Origin of the sequence: Belnapia mucosa, from assembly GCF_016775475.1 — a bacterium.
In the GTDB taxonomy this organism is placed as follows: Bacteria; Pseudomonadota; Alphaproteobacteria; order Acetobacterales; family Acetobacteraceae; genus Belnapia; species Belnapia mucosa.
On sequence record NZ_JAEUXJ010000037.1, the window covers coordinates 1 to 21,733 of the forward strand.

The 21,733-nt window shown below is 66.6% G+C and carries 17 protein-coding genes and 1 pseudogene; 10 read left to right on the forward strand and 8 right to left on the reverse strand.

Annotated elements, in window-relative coordinates; translation table 11 throughout:
• Positions 1-135: 135 nt before the first annotated feature.
• On the reverse strand, positions 136-1,128 hold the full coding sequence (locus JMJ55_RS29150) for a tripartite tricarboxylate transporter substrate binding protein (protein WP_202829122.1): 993 nt from the start codon (positions 1,126-1,128) through the stop codon (positions 136-138).
• A gap of 1,654 nt (positions 1,129-2,782) precedes the next feature.
• Here JMJ55_RS29150 and JMJ55_RS31830 point away from each other — a divergent pair.
• The 3 genes from JMJ55_RS31830 to JMJ55_RS29165 all read left to right on the forward strand — a co-directional run bounded on the left by JMJ55_RS31830 (position 2,783) and on the right by JMJ55_RS29165 (position 5,952).
• Positions 2,783-3,376: a septal ring lytic transglycosylase RlpA family protein gene (locus JMJ55_RS31830; protein ID WP_202829123.1), complete on the forward strand. Its 594-nt coding sequence runs from the start codon at positions 2,783-2,785 to the stop codon at positions 3,374-3,376.
• A 165-nt stretch (positions 3,377-3,541) separates the two neighbouring features.
• On the forward strand, positions 3,542-3,757 hold the full coding sequence (locus JMJ55_RS32245) for a 5-methylcytosine restriction system specificity protein McrC (RefSeq protein WP_407927575.1): 216 nt from the start codon (positions 3,542-3,544) through the stop codon (positions 3,755-3,757).
• Between the two features lie 761 nt (positions 3,758-4,518).
• Complete coding sequence (locus JMJ55_RS29165; RefSeq protein ID WP_236034213.1) at positions 4,519-5,952, forward strand: phospholipase D family protein; 1,434 nt, start codon at positions 4,519-4,521, stop codon at positions 5,950-5,952.
• Positions 5,953-6,319: 367 nt separating this feature from the next.
• On the opposite strand, the gene JMJ55_RS29170 is transcribed toward JMJ55_RS29165, so the two are convergent.
• The 4 genes from JMJ55_RS29170 to JMJ55_RS29185 form a co-directional block, all read right to left on the reverse strand.
• Positions 6,320-6,625 carry an SWIB/MDM2 domain-containing protein gene (locus tag JMJ55_RS29170; protein ID WP_202829126.1) on the reverse strand — a complete coding sequence of 102 codons (306 nt, stop codon included), beginning with the start codon at positions 6,623-6,625 and terminating at the stop codon, positions 6,320-6,322.
• A gap of 74 nt (positions 6,626-6,699) precedes the next feature.
• The gene (locus JMJ55_RS29175; RefSeq protein WP_328702800.1) at positions 6,700-8,205 is read right to left on the reverse strand and encodes a terminase large subunit; all 1,506 of its coding nucleotides are present in this window, start codon (positions 8,203-8,205) and stop codon (positions 6,700-6,702) included.
• Between the two features lie 189 nt (positions 8,206-8,394).
• Entirely contained in the window at positions 8,395-8,910 is a 516-nt protein-coding gene (locus JMJ55_RS29180; RefSeq protein ID WP_236034215.1) for a P27 family phage terminase small subunit, read from the reverse strand.
• The gene (locus JMJ55_RS29185) at positions 8,910-10,169 is read right to left on the reverse strand and encodes a site-specific DNA-methyltransferase (RefSeq protein ID WP_202829129.1); all 1,260 of its coding nucleotides are present in this window, start codon (positions 10,167-10,169) and stop codon (positions 8,910-8,912) included. The genes JMJ55_RS29180 and JMJ55_RS29185 overlap by 1 nt, the downstream gene beginning before the upstream one ends.
• Before the next feature lie 571 nt (positions 10,170-10,740).
• Between JMJ55_RS29185 and JMJ55_RS29190 the strand changes: the two genes are divergently transcribed.
• Positions 10,741-11,712, forward strand: a complete 972-nt coding sequence (locus JMJ55_RS29190) for a Bug family tripartite tricarboxylate transporter substrate binding protein (RefSeq protein WP_202829130.1) — start codon at positions 10,741-10,743, stop codon at positions 11,710-11,712.
• 216 nt (positions 11,713-11,928) lie between these two features.
• Here JMJ55_RS29190 and JMJ55_RS29195 read toward each other — a convergent pair whose 3' ends face one another.
• From JMJ55_RS29195 to JMJ55_RS29205, 3 genes are all read right to left on the reverse strand, one after another.
• On the reverse strand, positions 11,929-14,469 hold the full coding sequence (locus tag JMJ55_RS29195; protein ID WP_202829131.1) for a DUF3987 domain-containing protein: 2,541 nt from the start codon (positions 14,467-14,469) through the stop codon (positions 11,929-11,931).
• Complete coding sequence (locus JMJ55_RS29200) at positions 14,466-14,660, reverse strand: hypothetical protein (RefSeq protein WP_202829132.1); 195 nt, start codon at positions 14,658-14,660, stop codon at positions 14,466-14,468. The genes JMJ55_RS29195 and JMJ55_RS29200 overlap by 4 nt, the downstream gene beginning before the upstream one ends.
• Positions 14,661-15,070: 410 nt before the next feature.
• Complete coding sequence (locus JMJ55_RS29205; protein WP_202829133.1) at positions 15,071-15,856, reverse strand: hypothetical protein; 786 nt, start codon at positions 15,854-15,856, stop codon at positions 15,071-15,073.
• A 420-nt stretch (positions 15,857-16,276) separates the two neighbouring features.
• On the opposite strand from JMJ55_RS29205, the gene JMJ55_RS29210 reads away from it, so the two are divergent.
• The 6 genes and pseudogenes from JMJ55_RS29210 to JMJ55_RS29230 form a co-directional block, all read left to right on the forward strand.
• Positions 16,277-16,780, forward strand: a complete 504-nt coding sequence (locus JMJ55_RS29210) for a DUF2924 domain-containing protein (RefSeq protein WP_202829134.1) — start codon at positions 16,277-16,279, stop codon at positions 16,778-16,780.
• A complete protein-coding gene (locus tag JMJ55_RS32365) occupies positions 16,777-17,331 on the forward strand; it encodes a recombinase family protein (RefSeq protein WP_456237087.1) in 555 nt (184 codons plus the stop codon). Before JMJ55_RS29210 ends, JMJ55_RS32365 begins: the two co-directional genes overlap by 4 nt.
• Positions 17,310-17,795, forward strand: a complete 486-nt coding sequence (locus tag JMJ55_RS32370; RefSeq protein ID WP_456237088.1) for a recombinase family protein — start codon at positions 17,310-17,312, stop codon at positions 17,793-17,795. Before JMJ55_RS32365 ends, JMJ55_RS32370 begins: the two co-directional genes overlap by 22 nt.
• Before the next feature lie 31 nt (positions 17,796-17,826).
• The gene (locus JMJ55_RS29220; protein WP_202829135.1) at positions 17,827-19,053 is read left to right on the forward strand and encodes an IS256 family transposase; all 1,227 of its coding nucleotides are present in this window, start codon (positions 17,827-17,829) and stop codon (positions 19,051-19,053) included.
• 1,288 nt (positions 19,054-20,341) lie between these two features.
• Positions 20,342-21,262: an alpha/beta fold hydrolase gene (locus tag JMJ55_RS29225; RefSeq protein ID WP_202829136.1), complete on the forward strand. Its 921-nt coding sequence runs from the start codon at positions 20,342-20,344 to the stop codon at positions 21,260-21,262.
• 166 nt (positions 21,263-21,428) lie between these two features.
• Positions 21,429-21,659, forward strand: a pseudogene (locus JMJ55_RS29230) (transposase); the annotation flags it as partial.
• Positions 21,660-21,733 lie beyond the last annotated feature (74 nt).

A 21,733-nucleotide genomic window follows, 5' to 3' on the forward strand; every position in this document is an offset into this window, starting at 1 on the left:
GCCTTTCTTCCTGCGCCCGCCGCCGGGAGCCAATCACAAGCGATTCAAATGACTCGGTCTGTTCCCGGATGGACACTCAGCGGCCCCTTGTAGCCGCTTAGGTGGCGAACCGATAAGCGTCCACCGATGCGGAATTCATTCGAGCCGAATGCCAGCTTCCTTGATGAAGCCATTCCAGCGCGTGCTCTGGTCGCGGAAGAAGGTGGCAAATTGCTCTGGTGTGTTCGCCCTCGCCTGCAGGTCTAGACCGCGCAGTCTCTCGGCAACGTTAGGCGCTGCAATGGTTTCGTTCAGCATTGCATTCAGTCGGGCTATGATAGTACGAGGCGTACCGACAGGCAGGAACAAACCATTCCACTCGTATGTCTCAAAACCTGGCAGCGTGTTGGAGAGTGGAGGAAGATCAGGCAGCGAAGCCAACTGAGTCGCGCCGGTATGACAGAGCGCTTTCAGCCTACCTTCTGTAACGAACGAGATAGCCGTATCGGCATTACCCCAGTAGTACTGCACTTGGCCGGCCAACAGATCATTCGTGGCAGGGCCACCACCGCGATATGGAATGTGGTTAACTTGGATTCCGGCGCGCCGCGAGAACAGCTCGAGCGCGAGGTGCTGGACGCCGCCACTGCCGGCCGATGCCCAGTTCTGCGTTCCCGGCCGTGCCTTGGCGTCAGCGATGACCTCCCTGACGGATTTGGCCTGAATGGACGGGTGCATAAGCAAGAGCTGCGGCACGGTGATAGCCTGGAAGACTGGGACTAGGTCGCGCACCGGGTCGAAGGTGAGCTGCGGGAATAGTACCGAGGTGGATAGCGGCGTCGTTCCATAAAGGATCGTGTAACCGTCGGCGGGCTGGCTCGCGGCATACCCGCTGCCGATCATGCCTGTAGCGCCGGCGCGGTTGTCGACGACGAATTGCTGGCGGGTACGCTGCGAGGTTTCCGCGAAGAGGAGCCGGGCGACGCTGTCCGCCGTGCCTCCAGGGGGCCATGGCACAATCACGCGGACCGGGCGGGACGGCCAATCCAAGTCCTGTGCGGCCGCTTGCGTCGCCGAGGTGGCGGCGAGGGCAGCGTAGATGACCTCGCGGCGCGATAAGCCGGTAGCGTGCTCTCGAATTCTGTTCACGACGCTTCCTCGATTTTTGGTACTGGCCTGGACACTCTATGCCGGGAAAGGTTATCAACGAAATCGTGTCGCGGAACGCGATTTCACCGTCCACTCGGCAACCGAGGCCTTTTTCAGCATGGCTGAAGTGATCCGAAGGCCACGCTGAAGCCAGCGACAACCAAAGGACGGAGCATCGGTTCTGAGCCGATCGACGCGCCTCAGGATCCCGACGCACGTTGCTGGCGGCGCCTGTGACTGCGCAGCCCCTCGTGGCGCCTACCGGCACGAAAGCCACCCGCGTGCTCTCCGAAGCAATGCCGGCGCGTCTCAGTTTGCGCGACACTGCCCGGCACGTTCTCGCGGCTTGGGAGTAACGAGGGCGGCGGACGCGCCGGCTTGGCTGACGCCATAACGGCCCTCCAGTTTATCGTCGTGAAGCTCGCACTGGCAGCCCGCACCAGCGGGCTCCGTAAGCTGCGCGAGAGCGCCACCGTCGCCTAGGCCGCGGAGGCCACTGGCGGGCAGGCCCGCACGATCCGCGGCTTCTTCGCTAGATTGAAGAAGCGCCAGGGCATCGCGGTTGACGCCGCTGAGCGGGTCCGGCAGGTCGGCCCAGGCAAGGAGGGCGCTAAGGGCAGCTACACCGTGCATCGCATCGGCGAGGCGGACTGACGCGGCCGGCGCTGCAACACGGCGCTCCCAAGCTCGCCGTCGGTCTCTACCGGGGCCCGACTGCCGAGCAGAGCCACAGCGGCCTTGGGCTGGACGCACAGCGGGCGAGCGTCCGGGCCTATGCTGGCGTCCAAGGCTTGGCCCTCGTCGCCGAATACTCCGGCGTGGCCAGCGGCAAGGACAGCCGGTCGCGGAGCTTACGCCGGGCGGGACGGATAGCCGGATGCATACGACCGTGATACAGGCGTTTAGCCAAGATCGGCTCGGTGCGCCGTGTACACGACCTGACCGCTAATCAGCGATCAAGCCAAGCCGCTCGATCTGGCAGCGCTGACGCCAAGCTCCAGCAGCGGCTGATGCAATACGGAGCGATAAGGCCCGGCGCTCCATCGGTGAGCTGGGTAATCCGGCAGGCACCCACGCGACGACTATTTCGCCAACTCGCGGGATGGCCTCCTCATGTCCCTGTGCTGCGAGCCGAAAGCTTGCGCCAGCAACCCCAGCGGCTAAGTGCGCGATGACCACAAAGGGTGGTTCAATCGTTGGAACCCCTGCCAAGATTGCCCGTAGCCGAGGACCGAAGCACGCAGCTGCTTCACGTTCGGCTTGGTCAAGGCAAGGCGTTTGGGTTGGGCGGGCGCGATTGTTAGAGAAGTTGGTGGCGTCAAGCGGCACGGGGGGCTGCTCCTCGCATGACGCGCCGGGTCCCGGCGCAGGCTGCCATTGGGGGACGGCATAGACAGGCTGCGCGAGTACATGCCTGAACTGAAGTCTCTTCTACTTGAGGTTGCGCGATTCAATCGCAAGAAAGCGTTAGTTCCCCCAGGCGCCTTGATCTCGTGTTTGAGCGGCAGCGCGTGCCATGTTTGTAAAGCTCCCCAACCTCCTGCTCTGTTTTACCTCCACCGAGCACGTGGAAGTTCGTGCAGATTGGGCTGCTGCGTGAGCCACAATCGAACCCGGACTATGGGTGTGCGTCTTTTTGGCAGGGGGACTGCCAATGCGACGACTTGGTGTTTTGATTGTCTGTGTGCTGCTTGGACATGGCTGGACGGTGCATGCCGAAGCTGCCAGCCAACGGCATCGCACGACCTCGGTCCGGGCCACTACCGGTCAGCCGGCAAGCAGCGGCCGGTCCGTCCATCGCGCAGGCCATCATGCTCATTCAGGGACACGCCGACGCTCGCCTACTTCTGGTGCTAGGCTAAAGCCAGGGCGCGAGGTTATTGACCACTCGGGACGGCCGCAGCACGGGCGAGCCTCCTATTACGGCCGGGATTTCAACGGCAGAAAAATGGCGAATGGACGCCCCTTCAATCCAAACTCGAACATAGCGGCAAGCCGCAGCTTGCCACTGGGCACCGTCGCTCGGGTTAGAAATCGCCAGACCCAGCGAGAGACAATCGTCAAGGTGGAGGACCGTGGACCATACGTGCCGGGCAGAATTTTGGATGTGGCCCCACGTGCTGCCGATGACCTTGGTATGCGAGAACAAGGGGTAGCGCCCGTGACCGTGGAACCGATCGTGATTCCCCGGCCGGACAACAACGACAGGTCTGGTCGCAGCGGCTCGACAGGGCAGGAGCAACCGTGATGACCCGCTTTTTGCTCTGCCGCAGGACTTGAACACGGAGGCACTATTGCATGCCCGTCCCAAGGTTATGCCAGCCACGTGAGCACAAGCCTGATCTACCCTAATGGGGTCATCGGACCGCGTCCCGCCTTGAGCCGAAAGTCCAACATCTAGCCCGTCAACCTCGTGTATGCCTATCGGCAGATGGACCAAAGGATACCAGTGGTCCGCGGGCGGCTACCGGTCACACGGCAGCTTGCCCGGTTGCCGGGGCGGTTCGACGCCCTTCTCCTCCGCACCGACGATTTCCTGGCCGACACGCTGGTGAACAGGATTATCAAGGCTGGCATACGCTGGGTCGCCAAGATCACTCGCGTGACCGCTACGGCCGCGAAGTGCTAGGAAGCCGTGATGCGGATGGAAGCTGTAACGGATCTCGTGGGCCCGCCGCGGGCTCTTGCTGAGGCGGCGCGCCGATTGGGCGGCGTCGCCCTCGACCGACGGCATGCCGCGGCGGATCGGGCTGAACGTCGACTATGTGGCCACGGGCTTGGGCACCATGCTGCAGCGGCGGAGCAACAGTGGCCCAGTGGACAGCGGCGGGTAGAGCCTTTTCGCGACGAGCTGGACGGTCACGGACCTGCTGAACCCTACCACGCATGTCGGCCTGCGCGGCAACGGCGCCGCGGGCTATGCCGGCCGGTACGAGAGCGCCTCTAGGAAATGTACAATGCGTAGTTCGGCGCACCGGACCTGCCGGGGAGGCAGGCCGTGTCCCGCGACATCCAGGCCGCCTGCATGGAGAGGTGCCCTACTGCTTGCTCGGCCAGTTCAAGCAGCAGACCGCGACGCGGAGCATACAGGGGCTACAAACCGGGTTCACGCAGTTCTGGGGCATCCAGCCGGCCTGAGCGCCCCCCCCCGGCTCGTCGGTCTGAAGCTGCCCAATGTGGTTCAATGCCAAGTTTTCGGCAGCTTCGATCCGTCGATGAACCGTGAACCGCCTGGGCCGTTGGGGTTGCGGTATGGAGTGGGCTAAAGTTTGGAGATGTCGCATGCCGGGTAGGCTGGAGCCGCTGTTAGCGGAGGTGGCGCCAGCCCCTACAACCGCTACAGCTTGCCAATTGCTTCAGCCGGCGCCAGTCGCAACCAGACCGGTTAGCATGACGGAGGCCGTTCCCTGCCCGTTCGGCAGCATTCCCAACGGGATTTCCGTGGTGGCGGACGGGCGGCAGGCCTTCGCGCTACGTGCGGCCGCGACACGGGCGGCCAGCCGCAGCCTCGATCTGCAGTATTATGCTTGGCACAGCGACCTGACTGGCCGGCTATTGGCATGTGAGGCGCTTCGTGCAGCCGACCGGGGTGTGCAGGTCCGCATCCTGCTCGACGATATGTTCGCGTTCGGCAAGGAGCGCACCCTGTCTGCGCTAGGGACTCATCCCAGTATCGAGGTCCGGCTGTTCAACGGGACGCGCTGGCGGCGCTTCGGCCGCCTAGGCTTTGCGCTGGAACTGCTCCTCGGCGGCAAGCACCTCAATCATCGGATGCACAACAAGGCCTGGATCGTCGACGGCCAGATTGCCATTGCCGGTGGGCGCAATATCGGGGACGAGTACTTCGACGCCGCGGAGACCTTCAACTTCCGTGACCTCGACCTGGTCGTCGCCGGTACCACCGCCCGGTCGGTGGCGGATGCCTTCGAACGGTACTGGTCAAGCCCACTCGCGCGGTGCGCTAGCGAGTTGAGCTCGGCTTATGATGCGAAAGGCGGTCTGCCCGCCCTTCGCGAGGTCCTGGAGGCAGCAACCTGCGAACCGGCGGCACGCGCCTTCCTGGAGGCATGCCCGGACAGCGCCAGCCTGCTGACCGACCTCGGGCGCCGCCTCGTCCCAGTCGCCAAGCAGGCGACGCGGGTCGTGGCCGATCCGCCGCGGAAGGCCAAGCGCGGGCTTGGAGCGCGCCGCCGCGCACGAGCCGCCGGAGGGCTTGGGCCCGAGGTGGCCGACGCGCTGCGCAAAGCGCGACACAAGGCTCTACTGATCTCGCCGTACTTTGTGCCGGGCAAGGCTGGGCTGGACCTGCTCCTTAAACTGGTCCATCGCGGCGTGCGGGTGTCGGTGGTGACGAACTCGCTGGCCGCGACCGATGTCGTAGCCGTGCATGGCGGCTATGCGCATTACCGTCGACGGTTGCTCGAGGCAGGCGTCGAGCTCTTCGAGTTGAAGCCCAGCGGAAGCGAGCCGACGAGCATGCTCGGGTCCCAGGGCGCGAGCCTGCACACGAAGGCCTTCGCCGTTGACGACACGCTGGTCTGCGTCGGCTCCTTCAACCTCGATCCTCGTTCCACGGCGCTGAATACCGAGATGGGCATCTTCGCCGAGCATCCCACGCTGGCGAGGTCGGTGATGGCCGAGCATGCCCGCCTCGCCGATCCGTCCCGAAGCTGGCGCGTGGCGCTGGAACAGGGACGCCTCACCTGGTCCGATTGCGACTCCGACGCGCGGCGGCGCGTCGTATCGAGCGAGCCGGGCGCATCCCTGCGGCGCCGCATCCTGACCAGGCTGGTCCGCCTGCTGCCGATCGAGGAGCATCTCTGACCGAGGTGAGCTGAACAAGCCATACCACAACCAGCGCGCGGGGAACCGGAGCTTCGGTCCGGCCTGCCTCCCCGGACCTCCGCATCATGCAGCACCCAATACTTATCAACCGACAGAGGTTGTCTGCTGCTCAAAGTGGCGACCCTCGTGACAGCGGCGGGTATTTCCAACGCGTCACTTGCATCACGCCGTCCACAGCTCCGCCCGCTCAAAGGTGCTGGTGAACTGCTCCGGCGCGGTCATCGACCGCCCATTCGCTGTCACCAGCACGACCGCGGCAAGGATCTTCTGCTTCGGCTATGAGGCTTCGGCGCCTGCGCCCGCGCCTCAGATCCGACAATGGCCAACAGGCGCCGAGTTGCTGGGCCTACGCTTTGAGATGCTGGGCAAGGTGCTTGTTCATCTCGAACATGGTCACCTTGTCCTTGCCGAACACCTTGCGAAGCTTGTCATCGGCCAGGATCTCGCGGCGGTTCTCCGGGTTCTGCAGGTTGTTGGACTTGATGTGGTCCCATACCTTGCTCACCACCGCGCCCCGCGGCAGAGGGCCGGCGCCGACCACTGCGGCCAGCTCCTCGGAGGGCTTTAGCGGCTGCTGCAACGCATTCACCTTACCGCCTGCGCTCGCCTTCGACGCAGCTTTCTGCGGCTTTTCCGGTGTCTTGGTCGGCATCTGGCCTCCGGGATCTCATGTGAACCGATTCGGGGGACATTTTCCCACAACACGTGCGCGCCCGCGAGATCAAATCAACCTACGATAGGGTTGAGCAGAAAGTCCATCAGATTGCCCTGCCCGTCGTCCTCCGCCATGGCTCGACCAACCGCCATCATCAGCGCCACAGCAGCGTCGATCTTCTGCTCCGGCCGCTGCTTGGCGGGGTAGAGGTTGCCGCGCCGGTCGGGCTTGCCGACCACATTGCCCATGCACCACTCCAGCACAGGATTGCCGTCGTGCTGGAGTCGGCCAGAGCGCATGGCGGCATCCAGCTCGAGGATCGCTGGGCTGAAGTTCTGGGTTGTCGCCCGGAACTCCAGCATGTTCACCCCCTCTACCCTGAGCCGCTGCGCCATCTGGGTGGACTGCCAGGGGTCAAATCCGACGCTCACCACCCGAAAGCGCCGGCACAGCTCCAGGATGTCGTTCTCGATCTGATTGAAGTCGGTCTCATTGCCCGGCGTGATCGTCAGGTAGTCCTCGGCGGCCCATCCGGGGTAGCTCGGATTGCGCGCTTCCAGCACCGCAGCCTCGTTCAGGTAGCAGCGCGCGAATGCGGTGTAGCGCGCCTTCCCTGTATCCGGATCGCGCCCCGGGAACACGACGGCCAGCGCCGCCAGGTCGGTCCGGCTGGCCAGGTCGAGCCCGAGATGGCAGTCCTGACCCTCGAAGCTCTCCAGTGCCAGGGAGAGGTCGGCTGCCTCGCGCCAGGCCCGCATCGAGAACAGCGCCTCGTCCGCCCCGACCCAGATGTTCAGGTGCCGGGTTTTGGCCGCCGCCTCCTGGGCCGGGTTGTTCCTGGCTTGGCGCATAATGGCCCGGATGGCGTCGGGCTGCACCGCCTGCCCCCAACTCGGGTTGGCCTTGATCCAGGTCGCCTCCTCCCAGGGGTCGTCCTCCGGGTCGGCCGCGTAGATGAGCGCAAAGAGGCGCTCGTCCTCTTGTACTCCCTCCAGCACCCGCGCGGCGTAGCCCCAGAGCTGCTTGCCGATGCCGCTGCTGTTGCCCGTCGCGGTGCTGATCGAGAGCAGCAGGGGATGCCGCCGCTTGCCCATCGCGGTGAGCAGCACGTCGTAGACCTCCGAGGTCTTATGCGAGGCAATCTCGTCGCAGACGGCCACCTGGACGTTGAGCCCGTCCAGCGCCTTGGCATCGGAGGAAACCGGCGCAAAGCGCGAGGCGGTGCTCTCCTGATAGATCGCGTTGGCCCCGACGCCGACCCCAAAGGCGTTGCGGAACTCGGGGGAGCGCCGGACCATGTTCTGCGCCGCCTCGAACAGGATGCGGGCTTGGTCACGGGTGACCGCGGCAGCATAGCCTTCGGCACCGCCCTCCCCTTCCACGAAGGTCAGGTAAAGCCCGATCGGCGCCGCGATGGTGGTCTTGCCATTGCCCCGCGGCACATAGACCACCGCCTGCCGAAAACGCCGGGTGGTGGTCCCGCGCTCAACGAAGCCGAAGAGGTTGGCAAAGACCAGCTTCTGCCAGGGCATGAGCCGGAGCGGCTGCCCGGCCTCTGGGCCTTTGATGTTCGGCATCTGGCCGGCAAACAGCAGCGCGGCCTCAACTAGATCGCCATCAAAGGCCCAGGGCCCATGGCCAGCATCGGCGGCCGCCTTGTCCCGCAGGAAGCGCTCACAGGCCAGCCGCGCTATTTGGCCTGCCGGGGCTCGGCCGGCCACCACCGCCTCGGCATAGGCACTGCCTCAGCGGCGCCCGTGAGGGCCCTAGCCTGCCGCTTTGCCGCCATGGATCACCTTCAGCCGGGCCCAAGGAGACTCCGCATCAGCCGGGGGCTCTGTGGCCTGAGCCGCCAGCCGGGGCCGCGCCGCCGGCGAGAAGCCCAACTCGGAGGCTGCCTTGATCATCAGTGCCGCGCTCCGGTTCATGATGCCGAGATAGGGCGAAGCCACAGCTGTTCCGTCCCGGGTTTTGGTCAGCAGCGGCAGCTTGGTGCCTTGATCCAGTTGGGCCTGCATCATGGCCGCTGTCCGGTGCCGCTCCTCAGCCGCGACCCAGACCGCCAGGATGCCGGCATCGATCGGCTTGAGGATGCCGCGCGGCGCGTGCTCGACGGCATGGCGCCAGCCCGCCTGCTGGGCTTCGCTCATCCAGGCTGGCGGGGTGACCGGCAGGTCGCCCACCACCTCCGGCTCGCCGGCCCGGCCCTTGCCGTGGCGGGTCGGGTTGAGCGTGCCGCGCAGCTTGTGCAGATCAGTCGGCATTGGCTTGCGTCCGCGCATCAGCTCGCCACGGCGGCCCGCCGTGCCTCCTCAATCTCGCAGAAGGCCTTGCCCTCGCCCTCCAGCACTGCCTGCTGGCCGGTGAAGTCCTGCCAGCGCTTGATCGCCACATCGACATAGGCTGGGTTCAGCTCGACGGCGTGGCAGGTGCGCCCGCTCATCTCCGCGGCGATTAGGGTGGTGCCGGAACCGGAGAAGGGCTCGTAGATGGCCTGCCCGGGGCTGGAGTTGTTCTCGATCGGCCGCCGCATGCAGTCCACCGGCTTCTGCGTGCCGTGCACCGTCTCGGCGTCCTGGCCGCGGCTGGCGATCTGCCACAGCGTGGTCTGCTTGCGATCGCCGCTCCAATGCCCAGCGCCCCTCACCGCATACCAGCAGGGCTCGTGCTGCCAGTGGTAGTGCCCGCGGCCCAGCACCAGGCGGTCCTTGGCCCAGACGATCTGGGCGCGGATCTCGAAGCCACAGGCGACCAGGCTCTCGGCCACCGCAGCGGCATGTAGGGCACCGTGCCAGACATAGGCAACCTCGCCCGGGAACAGCGCCCAGGCCTCGCGCCAGTCGGCCCGGTCGTCGTTCTCGACCTTGCCGGTCCGCTGGGTGGCGCTGAGGCCAGCGCGATTGCGCCAGGCCGGGTCATACCCCACCCCATAGGGTGGGTCAGTAACCATCAGGTGCGGCACCACCCCGTTCAGCGCCTTGGCCACCACCGCCGCCTCGGTGCAGTCACCGCAAGTCAGACGGTGTCGACCCAGGATCCAAACATCCCCAGCCTGGCTCGCCGGGTAGGCCGGAACCTCTGGCACCGCATCTGGATTGGTCAGACCTTCGGTGCCATCCACCAGAAGCGAGGCGAGCTCGTCCTCGCTGAAGCCAGTCAGGCTCAGGTCCGCGCCCATGCCGCGCAGGTCCGACAGATCGACCCGCAGCAGCTCCTCATCCCAGCCAGCGTTCAGCGCCAACTTGTTGTCGGCGAGGATGTAGGCGCGCTTCTGCGCCTCCGACCAGCCCCGGGCGACCATCACGGGCACTTCGGCAATCCCGAGCTGGCGCGCCGCCAGGACGCGACCGTGGCCGGCGATCAGACTACCGACCTCGTCGACCAGCACGGGCGTGGTCCAGCCCCATTCACGAATGCTGGCCGCGATCTGCGCCACCTGCGCTTCGGAGTGCGTGCGCGCATTTCGTGCGTACGGGGTAAGCCGACCTATGGCCCATCGCTCGACCTTGTCTGCGGCCCATGATCGTTGAGTGTCGGACATGCGCCCCCATTCGCCAATTTCGCAACGGCAGAAATTCGACCCCGGGCCGGTCGCACCCCCTGGGCTCCAGACTTCAACCTCCCCCCGGGCGCGCGCACACTGCGCTTCGTGGGGTGCCTCATCCGAATGGCACGCCGATGTGGCTGCCCTTGCAGGATACCAGCTTCAAATCTGCTGCTGCAACACGACGTTCCTTCCCTGTGCTACGATCTTCTTCGACGGGCCACCCTGCTCAGTGACCGAGCCGGCTGAAGGAGCAGCCACAGCAGCGCAGACTTTGTAAGGTTGCCGTCGCGGGCCTCGCTCTCGCGCTGGCCAACGCCCCCGACCAATGACCGGGCAAATAGAGCCACATCCACGTTCGCCAGACTGCATGGTGTCTGCGCATGGCCTCCCGCCTAGACCTTCCCGTCCGTACGAGCGCCACCGAAATTCCTCGGCGCCCGTCCGCTGGCGACATTGCGCTGGCACTGCCGGCCAGCCATGCCCAAGATCGGAATGGCTGATAACCCCGACCGCAGGCGCCTGTCCCGTCCGCCTGACGGACAGCGCAGGGAGGAGAAGAGACACCATGGCACGCAACTTCGCCCGGGTTCTGCTCGCCGCCACTCTCGCCCTCCTGGCCATCCCCGACGCACGGGCCGCTTGGCCAGAGCGCCCGATCACCCTACTCGTGGCGTCCCCGTCCGGCAGCCCAGTAGACGTCGTGGCTCGTCTGATTGGCCCCGGTATGGCCGCAGCCTTCGGGCAACCTGTCGTGGTTCAGAACGTGCCCGGCTCTGCTGGCGTGATCGGCGTGGAGCGCCTGACGCGGTCCGCACCCGACGGATACACGCTGGGGCTGTCTGGTGACGCCGCGGTGGTGGTCCGGGTCAGCATGGAACCGCCGCCGCCTTACGACCCGCGGCGAGACCTCGCACCAATCAGCCTGCTCGCGGCGGCACCAAACCTGCTGTTCGTTGCGAACGGAGTTCCAGCTCGGGACGTGCAGGAGCTGGTCGCCCTGGCTCGCGCGCGGCCGGGCGCACTCAGCTTCGCCCACACCGGCCCGGGGACTTCGCAGCACATCGCCGGCGAACTGCTGCGCCAAATGGCCAGCATCGACATTGTGGGGGTGTCCTACAACAACGTCGGCGCGCAGATGCAGGACGTACTGGCCGAACGCGTAACGATGACCTTTGCCAGCGCGGTGACCACGCTGCCCCGCATCCGGGCCGGCGAAGGACGGGCGCTCGGCGTCTCCTCGGCTGAGCGCATCGCGGCCGCACCGGAGATCCCGACCGTAGCGGAGCAGGGCTTCCCCGGCTTCGCGGCTGCGGCCTGGTTTGGCCTGCTGGCCCCGGCGGGGACGCCGCTTGCGGTTGTCGATCGAGTGCACCGCGACGCAGTGGCGGCCCTGCGCGCGCCGGCGCTGCAGTCCCGCCTGCAGGAGCTGGGCATCCAGCCGGTCGGCGGCACGCCTACCGAGTTTTCCGAACTTATCGACCGCGAGATCCCGAGGATGGCGGCAGTGCTGGAGGGGGCTCGCCTGCGAGCGCGGTAGCCAGGTGCGCCGGTGTGGGGCGAGCTGCCGGCCCCATAGGGAAGCTTCGGGCGTGGAGGCCGCGCTACCTGCTGCGCGCCTCCGAGTGCTCGCGGTCTGGCGCCAACGACTGTCGCAAATGTTGCCTCGCGCGTACGGGGCGTACGGAGGAGGAAGGGAAGGAAGGAGGGGAAATGCCTTGATGCTCCACGCGCGCGAGGCAACATTTGCAACATCTCAGCCACCCTCCTGCCTCTGCCTTTTGATCGTCTCCCGTGTCTCCTGCTGCGCCTGCCGCCGGAGCTCACGCTTGCGCCTGGCCCGTTCGGCAAAGACGGTGTGCACGGTCGGGTTCACCTGCCAAGCCGAAGGTGGGCGCGCCGGGTTGACCTGCGGCTCGGGCCGAAGCCAGCCGACCGTGACCAGCCCCTCCATGACGTTGTACAGCTCCCGCCTTGCCTCCGGCGCGCGCAGCGCTCCGTAGGCCTGCACCACATCCCGGAGGGTGACGCGTGGCTGCTCCCGGGCAAGGATGAGGCCGGCGATCCAGCGGGCATGGCCAGTCTGTGCGGTGGAAAACATCAGCGCGTCGGCGCGGATCAGATGCGGCAAGAGGACGTCCTGCATGAGCGCTGCTGCCCGGCGCGCAACGTGTTCGGAAACCACCATGGCTGCTGGCTGCCCTGCTCCCCGCGCCTTGGCGTCCGCGCAATCTATGAGATGGAAAACCAGCGCTAGGCGGGCGAACAGCCCCGGCCACTTTCCGAGGGAAGCTCTCAGCCGAGGCGAGGTGTCCGGCATCGCCGCCAGGGCCCGGGTGAGGCGGAGCAACGCCTCCCGGTGCCTATGCGCGTCGGCATGCAGCACCACCGCCTCGAGCACCCGACCGGATCCGGAGCCCGCCGGGCGTAGAGCTACGAGGGCCGCGAACAGCGCCTCGTAGCGCCCGAGCGCCGCGGCATCGGGGATGCGGTCCTCCCCCTCGGCTTGCGAACCCGGCACGCAGTAGAGGAAACGCTGCAGCAGGCCGTCGTCGTCCGCTTCGCGGGCCATGCGCTGGATCGGCCCGGGCTGGATGCCCCCGAGGAAGCAGGCCGACCAGTTGGGGATAGCGAAGCTGCCCCGACCGATCCGATCGACGACCCACGGCCCGCCGTTGTAGAGCCGCAGATAGGCCCCGCGGTCGCCGCCGCCCCTGCCGCCGGTTCGGTAGCGGTCGAGGTTAGCAAAGAACTCAGCCATCTCGTCCTGCCGGACCAGCACCTTGCCTGCCGGGGCGCGCTGCTTCGCCTCGGCGTCGTCACGTAGGACCTCTGACAGGGCCTCGACCGTGGCGTTCTCGACCAGATACCGATCGAGGCGCGGGGACCGGGGCTCTGAGGCCGCATCGCCGCCCTCCCTCTTCCAGTTCGCGTGGGCGACCTTGAAGGCCCGCATTTCGGCGGCGTGACGGTGCCGCGCCTGCGCGTCCAGGGCGTCGATCGGGGCCGTGCAGGCACGGATCACCGGCGTCTTCAGGATGGACGGGTCGCCGACGATCGCTCCCCAGAGCCGCGGGTCCTCTGTCCAGGTGTGGTCTCGCGCCTTGGGCTGGATCCGCCAGGTGTCGTCGGCGACGCTCGCGCATGCCGCCAGGGCAGCCAAGGCGACGCTCACCGGGTCGACGCCCATGCGCGCCGCGGTGCCCGCCACGAAACCTTGGAGGGCTTCGGGCAGATGATCAGGCCGCAACTCCGGCGGGCCGGTCAGGCTGTCATCGGCGAGGAAGTCTACCGGGTCGGGCCAGGGCTCTCCGTCGCCTCCAGGCTGGCCCGTTGGTTCAGCAGCTCCGGAGGGGGTGGGCCTGCGGCCCTCATCCCGGGCTTTTGCTTCCTTGCCGTAGATATCGTCCAGGCAGCGGTCGATGTCGTCACGGCGCGTCTGCCAGCGAGCGTCGCGGTCAGGCTCGGGTACGGTGTTCATGGCAGCAATCAGTCGCGCCCGCGCCTCCATGTAAGGCACGCCGTCTCGCGCCCATTTGCCCAGCAGCCGGACTGCCGATGTATGATAGGATCGACCCGCGGTGATGTCGGCCAGTAGCGCCATCGGGTCGACCGGCCCGGAGTGACACGGCACATCGCCTGACGGTGCGGCAGCGCCGGTCTGTGGCTTCCCGCGCCAGATCTCGTCAAGATCGTCTAGGAGGTCGATTGGCGTGCCATCGACCAGCTCGACTTGGTGGGACGGCTTTGAGCCGATGGAGCCGAAGTAGTAGCCCTGGGACAGCGTCCAGCTCTCGACGCTGAGAACCCCCTCAAGCAAGCCGTTGAGCCGTCCGAGCAGCTTTGCCCGATCCTGCGGGGGCAGCTCCCCCGAGGTTGGGCACAGCACGCGCCAGCGCGGGGTAGCTTCGGTGTGGCTGGGCGAGGTGTAGACCATGGCTAGCACGCCCGCCTTCGTCAGCTTCTCGACGGCCGTGGCGACCGGCGCCTTCTCTCCGTCGTAATCGCCCTCTATGCCGCTGATCGCCAGCACATTGGCGTCGTGCCGCAAGCTGTTCTTGTCCGACTTCAGTTCACCAAACCGGGCCAGCTTGAGCCAGGGTAGCCGAGCCTTGGCCGGCGCGGTGACGGTGCGCACACGGCTTGCCAACGAGCGCAGGGTGAAGCGCTCCTCACGCTTGCTCTTGGCGGCCGCATTGCCGAAGAAGGTGACCGAGAAAGGACGATCAAGCGCGGAGACGACGGCGGTTGCCGAGGCTCGCGACAAGTCCTGGCTCATCCCGGTCGGCGCGTTCATGGCGCCCCTCCGCGTTGGGCCCGCTCCCGGCGCCATTGCTCCAGCAACTCGCGCCCGGTCAGCTCCAGGTCGTCCTGCGCTGCCAGCGGCCGGCCGAGAGCTGGCGACGGGCTGGCCACGTCCTGCCAGCGCCGGCGGAACGCCGGGTTCCGCTCCGGGTCGCTCATCGCGGCGGCGGTCGCGGCGTCCATCAGGCGCCACCATGAGCAGCACGACGGCTGGTGCTAGCGGCCTCATGTCGCTGTTCGGCCTCGAACGCCTCTACATCCTCAAGACGGTAGGCGACTACCCCGCCGAGCTTCAGGTAGGCGGGCCCCTGTCGGAGCGAGCGCCAGCGTTCGAGAGTGCGCGGCGAGATGCGCCAGCGGCGGGCCAGGTCGAGCTGCGTCAGGTGACGCAAGGGCCCAGACGTAGGCCGGGTCGGCTCAGGGGTGGGGTGAGCGGTTGGATGGGGCATCTGGTCGCCTCGTAGCAAGGGCGCGGAATGCGCCGGGCGACCCCGCTTTTATGGCGGCCAACGCGGAAATTCTAAATCGGCAGGAATTCGGCAGCTTGCCATATTAGCCTGTCTGAGAATGGCAATTTGCTGCGGCTTGCCCGCTCAGCATTGTGCGGTTTTCGTCGCACTTCGGCGCCCGCGCGCCTTCCATGGATCAGGCACTATCGCACTGCGGATTTTCCGGAACTCCGTACGATCTATAGGTCCCGCAAAGTAGGCACGAGCTGCGGCGTAACAGTCGCCACGGTTCGGCAGGGGGTGGCCTTCCGGCCAGCCGTCGATGCGCAACCTAAACCAGGCCCTGCACCGAGGCAGACTATACGTCATCTTGGCAACGCGGCCTGCCGCAACGCCGTATGGTGTTTCACCTGCGGCACTAGCCGCCTCGATCCGGACCGTAACTAGCTTGACGTCTTCCGGCTTGGCCCGCCCCCCCACTGGCCAGTCATCGTCGAAGCACCTGAACCCGAAGAGGACGGATCCGACATCAAGTTCCAGGCTGACCCACGCACGGTACGCGCTGAGGGGAGCCGACACGTCACGGTTCGCGGCGGCGACGAGCAGCGAATGCGGCATCCGATAGCGGTCCGCGTCGGCGCCTCTTTCGAGGTTCTGTCCGGTCAGCACCAGGTCCGGCCGTCCGCAAAGTGCCTCGAGCAGTTTGTGCGATAGCCATCCGGCGCTGTGGCCCCAGATCTCGAATAGATTGATCGAATCCCCGTCGAACATCACTGGTCGGAGCACGCCACGCTCCTGCCGATAGAGGGCCGCCGCGTCCGGGCAGAGCGCCTCGGCCGCCTCCATCAGCGTCCAGCCGCCCGGCGGCGGCGTCGGCGGCTCCCCTTCCGCGCGGGACGGGTGGCTGGCGGTGGAGGCGGTGCGACGCATCTGTTGGCGGTTCCGTGCTTGGCGGCGCGTCCAGCGGTCCGATTGGGGGGGGTCGAATCGGGCGCGGGCGCGCGAGCGGGGAATGCAGGTAGCGTGGTGGCGCTGCCAACGCTACGTCCTGCTTCGCTCGGCTGCCTTTGTGGCCGCACTTCTTCTCTAAACGCCTGTTTTCGCTATTTTCTTCGCCTGCGCCAGCCGATTGTGGCTGCCAACCATGGCTGCCCCGACCCCCAACCTCCACCTCCCGCCGCATCTGCGCGAGGTCTGCGCCCTTCTCGCGGCCGGCCTGCTGCGCTTGCGCCGCCGCGCTGCCGAGGATCTGAACGGCGACGCCGCCCAGGCCCGACTCCTGGAAGAGAGTTCGCTACACTTCCGAGGCGATCAGAGCGTGCATGCCAACCGGAACAGCCGGAGACCCGCATGCCCAGCATAGCCACCCAGAAGCCCACCCAGACGCCGGCGCCAATCGTCGCCGCCATCCCGCCGACGGACGTCTTGGGCCGCCTTGCCGCCCTCCAGTCGGCGCCGATCGCCCATCTTAAGAAGCAGTGGCGGGCACTGTTCGGCAAGGAGCCGCCGCCCTTCAACCGACTCTACCTACAGAGCCGGCTCGCCTACCGCATCCAAGAGCTGGCCTATGGCGGCCTGAAGCCCGAGACCCGGGCGCGGCTTGAGGCGCTGGGCGAGCAGTTGGACGGCGGCAATGTGGTGCTCCGCCGCATCCGGGCCGACAGCAGGCCGCTGCCCGGGACACGCCTGATCCGGGAATACGACGGCGTCCAGCATGTGGTCACGGTCCGCACAGATGACTTCGACTACGAGGGCCGGCCTTACCGCTCCCTCTCGGCCATCGCCCGGCACATCACCGGCACCCGCTGGAATGGCTGGACCTTCTTCGGGCTGAAAGGGAGGCCTGGCGCATGAGCCGCCGAAAGCTGCCGGCTGACAGCGCCATGCCGGCCTCGGTCAAGAAGCTCCGCTGCGCCGTCTACACCCGCAAGAGCACCGACGAGGGCCTCGACAAGGAGTTCAACACCCTCGACGCCCAGCGCGACGCCTGCGAGGCCTACGTGGCCTCCCAGCGTGCCGAGGGATGGGTCCTGGTCCACGACCGCTACGACGACGGCGGCTTCTCCGGCGGCACGTTGGAGCGACCGGCGTTGCGGCGGCTGCTGGCCGATATCGAGCAGGGCCAGGTTGACGTCATCGTGGTCTACAAGATCGACCGCCTCAGCCGGTCGCTGATGGACTTCGCCAAGCTGGTCGAGACCATGGAGGCGCATGGCGTCACCTTCGTCTCCGTCACCCAGAGCTTCAACACCACGACCAGCATGGGGCGGCTGACGCTGAACATTCTGCTCAGCTTCGCCCAGTTCGAACGTGAGGTGTTGGCGAGCGCATCCGGGACAAGTTCGCGGCGTCCCGCGCCCGCGGCATGTGGATGGGAGGCAAGGTGCCGCTCGGCTATGACGTAAAGGCGCGCAAGCTGGTGCCGAACGAGGCCGAAGCGGCCCGGGTCCGGCGGGTGTTCGAGCTTTTCGTCGAGACGGGCTCCGGCGTGGAGACAGTGCGGCGCCTGCAAGCGGAGGGCGTCACCAGTAAGTCCGGCCGACCGCTCGACAAGGGCGACGTTTACAAACTGCTGCACAATCGGACCTACGTCGGCGAGGCGACGCACAAGGGGCAAGTCTATCACGGCGAGCACCAGGCGATTGTGCCGCGGGCTCTATGGGAGAGGGCCCACGCCATCCTGCAGGTCAGCCCGAGGGGCCGAGCGGCTCAGAACCGCCAGCATGCACCGGCGCTGCTTAAGGGGTTGATCTTCGGCACCGATGGCCGGGCACTGTCGCCGACGCACTGCCGGAAGAATGGCCGGTGCCGTCGCGGGTGTGGTGGAAAATTGGGTGGCGTAGTCTCCGGCTTGTTCAACGAGCCATAACCGGCGTTGGCGCGCCGGCGGAGACCACGCCATGGACAAGGATAGCAGCAAGGGGCCTGCCGAGCAGGCGCTGTTTACCGGAGAGGCCTGGTTCGACCCGATCGAGGCAGGCCTGCGGGGCCGGATCCGCGGCTTGATCGAGGAGTTGGTGGAGCAGGAGCTCGAGGCGGCGCTGGGGCGCGGCCGCTACGAGCGAGCTGGCGGGGCCGTTGGGCACCGGCATGGGCACCGCCGGCGGCAGCTCACCGGCTCGTTTGGACCGGTCGAGCTGGCCGTGCCGCGGGCCCGGCTGCAGACCGAGGACGGAGGCAGCCGGGAGTGGCGCAGCGCCGTGTTGCCGCGCTACGCCCGGCGGACGCGCCAGCTCGAGGCGCTAATCGCAGGTGCCTACCTTGCTGGCACGAACACGCGGCGGGTGCAGCGGGCGCTGGGAGCGCTGTTCCGGGGTGCGGTGGGCAAAGACGTGGTCAGCCGCGCCTGGCGCAAGGTCAAGACGGATTGGGAGGCTTGGAGCCAGCGGGATCTCGGCGGCGAGGACATCGTCCGCCTTATTCTGGACGGCACCGTGGTGCGGGTCCGGCTGGATCGGAAGGCGACCTCGATCTCGTTGCTGGTGGTCCTCGGCGTGCGCCGGGACGGGCAGAAGGTGCTGCTGGCGATCCGCGCCATGGGCGGGGAAAGTGAGGCGGCTTGGCGGGCCGTGCTCGATGACCTGCTCGCCCGCGGGCTGCGGGCCCCGGAGTTCCTGATCATCGACGGTGCGGCCGGCCTGGAGAAGGCGCTGGTCGCGCTCTGGCCGGCGGTACCAGCCCAAAGGTGTACCGTCCACAAGCACCGGAATCTCCTCGCCCATGCGCCGGAGCGGCTGCATGAGGAGATCTCGGCCGACTACACCGACATGATCTACGCTGCGACCGCGCAGGAGACCGAGACGCGGCGGAAGGCCTTCCTGCGCAAGTGGCGGCTGAAGTGCCAGGCCGTGGCCGACAGCCTCGAGGAGGCCGGGGAGGCGCTGTTCGCCTTCACCCGGCTGCCCTCGAGCCAGTGGAAGTCGGCGCGCACCACGAATGCGATCGAGCGGCTCCACGAGGAGTTCAAGCGCCGCATCAAGACGCAGACCGTGCTGCCCTCGGCCGAGACAGCGGCCATGCTGTTCTGGGCCTTGCTCGCCTCAGGCCAGATCAGCATGCGCAAGGTCGATGGTTGGCAGACCCTGGGTCAGCCGCCCATCAACAGCATGATTGACCTCGCCGCCTGACGCGATACCGTCATCACGCCGGAGACAGCCACGGCCATTTCCAACACATGCCGCTACGGCACCTCGCAACTACCGCTGGAGCTCGCTGAAGGTTGGTAGACGCCATGTGGACAAGGAGATCGGCGGTTAGCCAATCGGTGACAAAGACAGGCAATGGGTGCAGGATCAGGTGGGTCACCCTGCATGATCAGCCTGGTCCGCTGAGGAGATCGCTATCCCCGCAGAGCGGGCACGCATCGTGCGCGCTAATGGAGCAGGTGGTGTCGGCCCGAACGGGGCCGACATTCGGCTGCGGGTCGAGGGGCTTGTCAGCTTGGTCCGGGACCGCGGCGCGGGGGCATCCGGCGCAGAGCGGGTGGCAGCGTGAGCGCGGCAACCAGCGTCACGGTCCGTGTGCTGCTAAAAATCCGGCCCTGGTGAAAGTGCTGGCCCGTGCGTTCCGGTACCATCGGCTGCTGGACAAAGGGCAGTACGCCTCGATCAGCGAGATGGCAGCGGAAGAGTCAATCGAGTGAAGGTACCTTGGTACGCTGCTTCAGCTGACCCTGCTGGCGCCAGATATTGTCGAGGCGATCATCGATGGCCAAGCCTCGTTTCTCCTCGGGCTGCTACATCTTCTAGAACCGCTTCCGCTGACAGCCCGTTTTGGAAGGGCGTCCTGGCCGCACTGGGTGCATGGAGCAGGGCTACCGCCCGGCTCTGGTGTGCTTTTCTGCCGAGACCCGATCAGTTGCCTCAGAATTTCCCTGGGTGGTTGCAAATCCGGCTGCTGAGCGACTTTCAAAACGGGCTGTTAGTCGCTGAAATACTCTAGCTGTAATGCCCCATCATATCATTCGGATCTGCAACCAATCTATTAACCATGGATACGCCGAAATGCAGCAAGCTGCTGATTGATCCGGTTCAAAGGGACGAGTTAGTTATAGATGATCTACTGGGAACGTTAGACGGCTTTGCTTCTGATCCCGACAAATAATTCCTCTGGGCTTCCTTATTGCATTTACTTCGGTGTGTCGCGATGCTGTGAGTGGCGAAAAAACAAGCCCTTTAGTTAGTCGTCAGGGGCCGGCGCTGGCATTGCCGGCGATGGTGAACTCAGGTCACCGAGACTGTCTTCCCACTTCGTGTGGGTTGAGCCTCGCAACTCTAAAGCCCATCGGGCTAATCGATGGGCTTTCTTTTTGTCTCGCGCTGGGCTGCACCCTCGCAGGGGCCATTTAGGTGACACGGCCGGGCGCCGCTGCCACTCGGCCTGCTGAGCTCGTGAACGATGGAGAGGAGAAACAGGATGTTCCGCTCATTCGCGTCTCTTCTAACGTCCGCACTTCTGATCCTGAGCTTCGCCTGGACGGCTGGAGCCGTTGCGGCAGGGCCGCCCACCGCCAAGCAAGCGGAGGTCAACGGGGTCCGCTTGGACTACGTCGAGCAGGGCTCGGGCTCGGGCGCGCCCGTGGTGCTCGTCCACGGCGCGGCGCACGACCAGCGCGTCTGGGAGGCGGTCCGGGAGGCGCTGGCGCAGAGCCACCGCGTCGTCACCTACACGCAGCGCTACTTCGGCGCCGCTCCGTGGCTCGACGAGGGCCGGGCGTTCGGCGCCGCGACCCACGCCGACGACCTCGCCAAGTTCATCGCGTCCCTCAACGCCGGGCGACCCGTCCACCTCGTCGGCTGGTCCTACGGCGCCAACGTGGCCACCCTCGTGGCGCTGAACAGCCCGCACCTCGTCGCGAGCCTCGTCCTCTACGAGCCGACCCTGGCGACAGCGCTCCCAGCGGACAGCCCGGAGGCCAAGGAGGCCGCCGCCGACCGGGCGCAGGCGTTCGGCCCGGCCGTCGCCGCGAGCCGGGCCGGTGATCAGGACCAAGCCATCCACCGGATGGTCGAGGCGCTGCTCCGGCTTCAGGGGGGCGCCGACCGGCAGCCCGAGCCGTGGCGGGCGATGTGGCGCGACAACGCCCGGACGCTCCCGCTGGCGCTCTCCGCCCCCGCGCCGGCCGTCTCGTGTGATGCGCTGAGGGGCCTCGCCAAGCCGACCCTCGTCGTGTTCGGCGCAGAGACGAGGTCCTCGTTCCGGCTGGTTGCCGAACGTGTGCACGAGTGCATCCCCGGCGCGGAGCGGGTCATCCTCCCGGGCGTCGGCCACGACGCCCTGCACCGGGACCCGGCGGGGTTCAGCGCCGCCGTCCGCGCGTTCGTCTCGAAGCGCTGATCTGCCAGTACCAATGGCAGGCTGGATGCGGTGTCACGCTCCGGCCTGCCGCATTCCTCTCAATGGTCTAAGTGCCCGTTTGCGCAGGGGGTGCCGGGGCTGGTTTGACAGGCTGCTCCTGGCTCTCCGGGCGGCGTTGCGAGCGGTTTCCGGCTTGGAGACTGCCATGTGGACATCCGCTGATCGCGCATTGGTTGGGAACTTCGGCTCTGGCCAAACCCTGACGCTCGACCAGTTTCGCCTACTGGAACCGCGGCTCCCACCGGCCAAGCCCAGTGGGCGGCCGCGCAGCACGGACATGCGGAATTTGTTGGACGGGCTCTTCTACCTCGTGCGCACCGGCTGCCAGTGGCGGCACCTGCCGCCGTCTCCGGCTTTTCCGCCTGGGCCGACCGTGTAGATAGTCCGTTCGCAATCGACAAAAGGACTCTCGTTCGCCATCCGGTCCGGTGGGGATCACGTAGCGGATTT